The organism is Rhodocytophaga aerolata (assembly GCF_030503435.1).
In the GTDB taxonomy this organism is placed as follows: Bacteria; Bacteroidota; Bacteroidia; order Cytophagales; family 172606-1; genus Rhodocytophaga; species Rhodocytophaga aerolata.
This window is the reverse complement of the sequence record NZ_JAUKPO010000097.1, coordinates 1-5,913: the sequence shown is the minus strand read 5'-3', so window position 1 is coordinate 5,913 and position 5,913 is coordinate 1. Positions and strand designations below refer to the sequence as shown.

Here is a 5,913-nt window from a genome sequence, read left to right as displayed (position 1 = left end):
CGAAATTTCAATCAACAATTACCCATTTTTGGTCCTAATAATGGGGAGTACCTCATACAGCACTGCCAGGCAAGAGAAGAGGATAAACTTGCTTTCCATTTCAACTTTGTTTTTGTTGTGCTCAACTTAGCTAAGTGGGAGATCCTACAAAATGGCAAAAGCAGTATTTCTATAGCTGATCTTAAGAGTGAATACTTCAACCGAAATTACCTTGAAACAATATTTACAAAGTTAGATTTACAGCCTGAGTTGTTGAAAAATCACCCTAACTATCCTTTGCTGGAAAATTGGGGCAAAATTGCAGCTTAACACTATTCACACTATTAAAGTTAGACAGTTAAACGTATTTAATGATATATATGAATCTGAATTAAAAATGTTTGTGTTACAATATACTCTTTCACCATAGTGATTTATAAAAATACGTCTATACTTTCCCTCTCTATCAATGTATGCAAACTGAACTTGCAACATAATACTGGACAAAAAGTTAAGCTGCGTTTTGATGGTGATTTAGTTGTATTCCATATTCATCCGGTGTCATATATCCGAGAGAAGCATGTATTCTCTTTCGGTTGTACCAGATTTCGATGAATTCAAAAACTTCAATTTTTGTCATTGCCATGGATTTTACTTCCATCTGATGGATCAGTTCAGCTTTTAGTGTTCTGAAAAAGCTTTCAGCTACTGCATTATCCCAGCAGTTAGCTTTTCGGCTCATACTTTGGACTACCAGCGGTTGAACTTTGAGTACATCTCTAAATTCACAACAAGCAAATTGAACGCCTCTGTCGGAGTGGAAAATTAAATCAGTAGTTATGGGCCTATTTGTGATGGCCATTTTCCAAGCAGGAATCACTGTGTCTGAAGCTTTCATCGTTTGGCTTAATGCCCATCCAATCACTTTTCTGTCAGCTAAATCCACAATCACTGTCAGGTATAGCCAGCCTTGAGTTGTCCTAATATAGGTAAGATCCGATACCCATACCTTGCCTATATTTTTCGGTGTAAAGTTTCTGTTTAATAAGTTTTCAGCTACCGGATAATTATGTTTTGAATTAGTCGTGCAAATTCGAAATCGTTTATGAACGATGCTTCTAATACTAGCTTTTCTCATGATTCTGGCCACCCTTTGCCTAGAGATACAAACACCTTTTTTCTTAAGTTCATAAGTAATTTTTGGACTACCATATCGGCTTTTACTTGCTTGATGTATTTCTTTAATCAACTTAAGGGCTTGTTGTTCATCTACCTGCCTGATAGAGGGCTTACGCTTGAGCCAATGATAATACCCGCTTTTGCTAACCTTAAACACCTTACACATCTTCTCAATAGCAAATATAGAGTGGTGCTTTTTCATGAATTGAAAAATTTGCCATCGTTCTTGGAGAAGATGCTGACTGCCTTTTTTAGTATATCCCTCTCTGTTTCTGCCTCCCGCAGTTGCTTTTTCAACCTGGTTATTTCCGCCTGTTCTGCTGATAAGGCAGGCTTGCCATGCCCTGAAAAACTGCCTTCCTTTCTTTGTTCATACTCTCGCTTCCAGCGGCTGACCAGTTGGGGACGCAGTCCTAGTTCTACTGCTACTTCTGTAGTTGATTTGCCCGAGAGGCACAGCTCGACGGTCATCAACTTAAATGCTTTATCAAACTTTCTTCTTTCTGTCATGTTCGTTAAGGTAATTATTTTCGCTTAACTTACCGTCCAGTCAAAGGTAGCAGGTTCAAACAGTGTATTGTATGTTTGCATAAAATAAATTAATCTCAAGGAATTTTTCTCATAATTTTTCCTGATTTCCTTTAATAAGGAGTTTATGTTATTGACTACAGCTAATTCATCTTCCCATCTTGATATTCTTATAGTGCAAAACACATCATATGCTATATCTTTGCTATCTATGTTCCTATATTCTTCGTAAACATCAATTGGGTCATAAAGAGATAGGCATCTTCTTGTAAGTGTATCAATCGGATACTGTGAGTCCCATAGTAAGTTAAAATTTATATAAAATCTATCAAGGCGTGGCATGTGGTTTTCACTCTTTAGCTTTATCAATTATAACTTTACATTATTCACCTAATGTGGAAATACTAACCTAGATGCTTTTATGATATCTGATTTCTCCTATTTTAAAGATCAAATAATGAACTACTTTAATAGGATAAAAAACAAAGCTACAGGTGTATTATTTATATTGAAGGATGTTTTATCTTCCAATTTATAATATCTCGACATGCTGCTTGAACTACGTGCCATGAGATAATACAAGTGTCCCTATCAGGATAACTCCTTAGTTCAAGTTGTGAGCTTGGATGAACCAGATTTCTAAATTCTCTTAATGCATGGCTAAATCGTACTCTATCTAACTGTATCCATCCATTATGGTGTGAAACTTCTATCATTTCAATGAGTTTCCATTCAGTAAAAGGTTTTACTCTGCCATTATTTTTAGGCACATTAGGTGCAGTATTTGCTTCTCTTGGATAGGCATGTAACATCCCAAAAATTACACCTTCTAAAAGACTCCCCATTATAATTATCCCAGCTAAGAAAGCACCTGCATCAACACATTTTTTGCTTTCATCCCATCGTAATATTAACAAGTTATTTAAGTCATCCGAAAAACCAAGCTTGGTAAAGTCAGGCTTAGGAATAGATTCAAATTCTATACTTTCTGCTTGTAGTCTTAAATCTACCTTATACAAAACATCGATTATTTCAGGGGCGTCACTTTGAATCGGAAAGATTTGAAATATTGCACTTTTAATCTTTTCTTTATCATCATCTCTTAATCTTGTAAGGCAAGTATTTAATTTAGGTGAAGAATAAATCTCAGCTGTTGAAATAACTGAATTTGCTCTGCTTCCAAAAGTACTTGATTGTATAAGGTTAAAACGTGAATTTATTAGTAAATCTGCAATATTATCATCTCCATCTTCTCTCAATATTTCAATCAGAGACTTTATAATTTCATCCATATATTTTTAAGGAAATTCATCTAAGGGATTTCAGATCAGGCTAAATTCTTCGTGTAAAGCTGTGGACGAAAAACCCTATTAAAATATACCCTCTTTTCCAGTTAAAAATACACTTTTTTGGGTATTTTATTGATGGATGATAAACAGTAGTTTTATGTTCATAAAAATTTTAAATAATAGAAAATGAAGGTAGCCTTTATTATAGGAAACGGATTTAACTATTTGATTAGAGATCTTGTTAGAAACTATCCTAAGGATAATATTCCTAAAATATTAAATGCTTCAACTGTAGATGTTGCAAAGAGGATAGAGGATATAACCAAACTTTGGGAGAAGTTTAATACTGTCTTCAATAATCTTAAAGAGCACACCAAGGAACATCAATTATCTGATGAAGAACTCATTCGAATGATATATGCTGTTTTAGATTTCTTTTCAACTATTAGAGGCTTCGAAAAGATTTTAAGCAAAGAAATAGTAAACAATCTTAAAGTTGTATTCAATGATTTTATTTTAGATCAGATTAAGCAGATAGCAAACGAATTTAGAGAGCATCAAGAATCTGAAGGCTATAGGGCTGTAAAACAATTATTTCCAAATTTTGGTGTAAAATTTCAAGAAGTTATTCGAAAGAATAATCTTCAGGGATTGCACATATATACTACTAATTATGATGGAGTATTAGATACATTACTAACAGGTAATCCTAAAGGCTTTGTGTTTAATGATGGTTTTGGTTTTTGTAGTATCCAAGGTTTATTGGAACTAGACCCAAACGGATTGTTTAATCAAAAACAGTTAATTGCTCATTTACATGGTTCTTATCGTTTTCAACGGTATTTTGGAAGTACTTACAAAACAAAGTCCAACATAGAAAATAAAGATCCGGTTATGGTATTTAATAACCCAGATATGAAGGAACAAATTATTAGAAATGATAATGTTTTATCTGAATATTTTCATCAATTCATTAATGACTTAAAGGTATTTGAAAAGCTAATTATTTTTGGTAATTCAATGATAAATGAGCCACACTTGAAAAACCAAATTAAACTGCACTTCAATAGAGATAATACAAAATTATACATTTGCTCTAGGGATCCTGATGCCATTGTGAAGAGAATTGAACCAAGTTACAATGGATCTATCTTAAGTAGAAATACAAAAGCTGTAAAATCTGAAGATCAGTTAATAGAATTTATCGATGATATTATAAAAGATTAACAATGAAAAAAGTAAAGTGGCTATTTATGCTCGTTTTTCAACAAAAGACCAAACAGCAGAAAATCTTTTATTAGGACTCAGAAGAGTTTGCTCTGCTATGGACTATGATACCTTTCAAGAATACATTAACTAGGTATCGGATTCCAGTAAGAGAAATAAACAAACCACTGTTTAGATATATAGCCCCCTCAATTATAGAGTTTTGCAGAGCAAGCCTTTTTGATTTTATATAGCTTTCTCATGGATCTCAAGTGCGCCAGCCAAACGATATGAAAGCCTTGGAAAGACTATTACCAAAAAATGTCTTAAAAACTATTGAAAATGGCCTGAACGTAAAGTACAGGCCATTTTGTGGTAAAGATGGGACTCTCCCCTATAATCCGCTATATCCCTATTTCTTTTTAAAAATAATAGCGTACTTTAATCCTGATTTATTCTGCCATTGCTTCTATGAACCAGACAACCGATTATTTACAACTCCTTTCTGCTGTTAAGCAGCAAATTATGAGTTCTCGTATTCAAGCCGTCCGGGCTGTCAATAAAGAAATGATCAAGCTTTATCTTCATATCGGGCAACTCATTGTACACAAGCAGGAGCAGTTTGGATGGGGCAAGTCAATAGTCGAACAATTAGCTAAGGACCTTCAAAAGGAGTTTTCCGGAACGGTTGGCTTTTCGTCGCAGAACCTATGGTATATGCGACAGTTTTATATCGAATACAGAGAGGATACAAATCTCCAACAGCTTGTTGGAGAAATTCCCTGGAGCCATAATCTGCTGTTGATGGCAAGAGTAAAAGACAAAGCAGAAAGAATCTATTATATCCAAGCTACCTCCCAGCTGGGATGGAGCCGGGATGTACTGCTCAATCAAATTAAAGCCAAGGCCTATGAACGGCATCTACTCGAGCCTAAACAAACCAATTTTGACAAGGCGCTTCCCATTTATTTAGCCGAACAAGCAAGTGAAGCTATCAAGAGTAGTTATAATTTAGAGTTTTTAGGCATCAATAAACCGGTTCTTGAAAAGGAATTAGAATCCAGGATGATCACCCATGTAAAAGAACTATTGTTAGAGCTAGGGTATGGATTTAGCTTTGTTGGCAGCCAATATAAGATTATGTTAGCAGAAAATGAATATTTCATTGACTTGCTTTTTTTCCATAGAAAACTCAGGTGCTTAGTAGCCATAGAACTGAAAACCGGCAAGTTCAAACCTGAGTATGCCGGGAAAATGAATTTTTACTTAGAAGTGCTGGATCAAACAGAAAAGTTAGACGGTGAGAATCCCGCGATAGGGATTATCTTATGTGCTGAAAAAGATAATTTGGAAGTAGAATATGCATTAAGAGTTTCTACTAAACCTATGGGAGTGGCAGAATATCAACTCACCAAAGAATTACCTGTTTCCTTAACAGGCAAACTACCTACTGTAGCAGAACTAAAAGCAGAATTAAAGAAATAATGTCTAAATCTATATATTGATTGTGTCTCTTACTCAATAATTAAGAACAAAAACAGCGGATATTCTCTGTTGGATGATATAAATATCTATGTTAGGCAGAAAATACATGCAAAAGTGTTATAAGACAAAAGTATCCCCCGAGTCCTACTATTCCTGTTGCGTTTTTAAAAGGAGCACCTATGAAATGTTAACTTAACGTGAACTATGGATTAGTAAAAGCATAAAGGGCTCAAAATGAATTAGCTTT

General features: G+C 34.5%; 5 protein-coding genes and 1 pseudogene. 3 read left to right on the top strand and 3 right to left on the bottom strand.

The genetic code is table 11. The features are described from left to right. Window positions 1–309 (top strand): annotated as a pseudogene (locus tag Q0590_RS36425) (hypothetical protein); the annotation flags it as partial. Window positions 310–490: 181 nt separating this feature from the next. On the opposite strand, the gene Q0590_RS36420 reads toward Q0590_RS36425, so the two are convergent. The 3 genes from Q0590_RS36420 to Q0590_RS36410 all read right to left on the bottom strand — a co-directional run bounded on the left by Q0590_RS36420 (window position 491) and on the right by Q0590_RS36410 (window position 2,978). Beyond that, window positions 491–1,372, bottom strand: coding sequence for an IS3 family transposase (locus Q0590_RS36420; protein WP_302042613.1), 882 nt, complete (start codon window positions 1,370–1,372; stop codon window positions 491–493). Further along, window positions 1,357–1,668: a transposase gene (locus tag Q0590_RS36415; RefSeq protein ID WP_302042612.1), complete on the bottom strand. Its 312-nt coding sequence runs from the start codon at window positions 1,666–1,668 to the stop codon at window positions 1,357–1,359. The genes Q0590_RS36420 and Q0590_RS36415 overlap by 16 nt, the downstream gene beginning before the upstream one ends. A 521-nt stretch (window positions 1,669–2,189) precedes the next feature. Beyond that, on the bottom strand, window positions 2,190–2,978 hold the full coding sequence (locus Q0590_RS36410) for a hypothetical protein (RefSeq protein ID WP_302042611.1): 789 nt from the start codon (window positions 2,976–2,978) through the stop codon (window positions 2,190–2,192). A gap of 183 nt (window positions 2,979–3,161) precedes the next feature. On the opposite strand from Q0590_RS36410, the gene Q0590_RS36405 reads away from it, so the two are divergent. Continuing rightward, window positions 3,162–4,202: a hypothetical protein gene (locus tag Q0590_RS36405; RefSeq protein ID WP_302042610.1), complete on the top strand. Its 1,041-nt coding sequence runs from the start codon at window positions 3,162–3,164 to the stop codon at window positions 4,200–4,202. 450 nt (window positions 4,203–4,652) lie between these two features. Beyond that, entirely contained in the window at window positions 4,653–5,666 is a 1,014-nt protein-coding gene (locus Q0590_RS36400) for a PDDEXK nuclease domain-containing protein (RefSeq protein ID WP_302042609.1), read from the top strand. Window positions 5,667–5,913 lie beyond the last annotated feature (247 nt).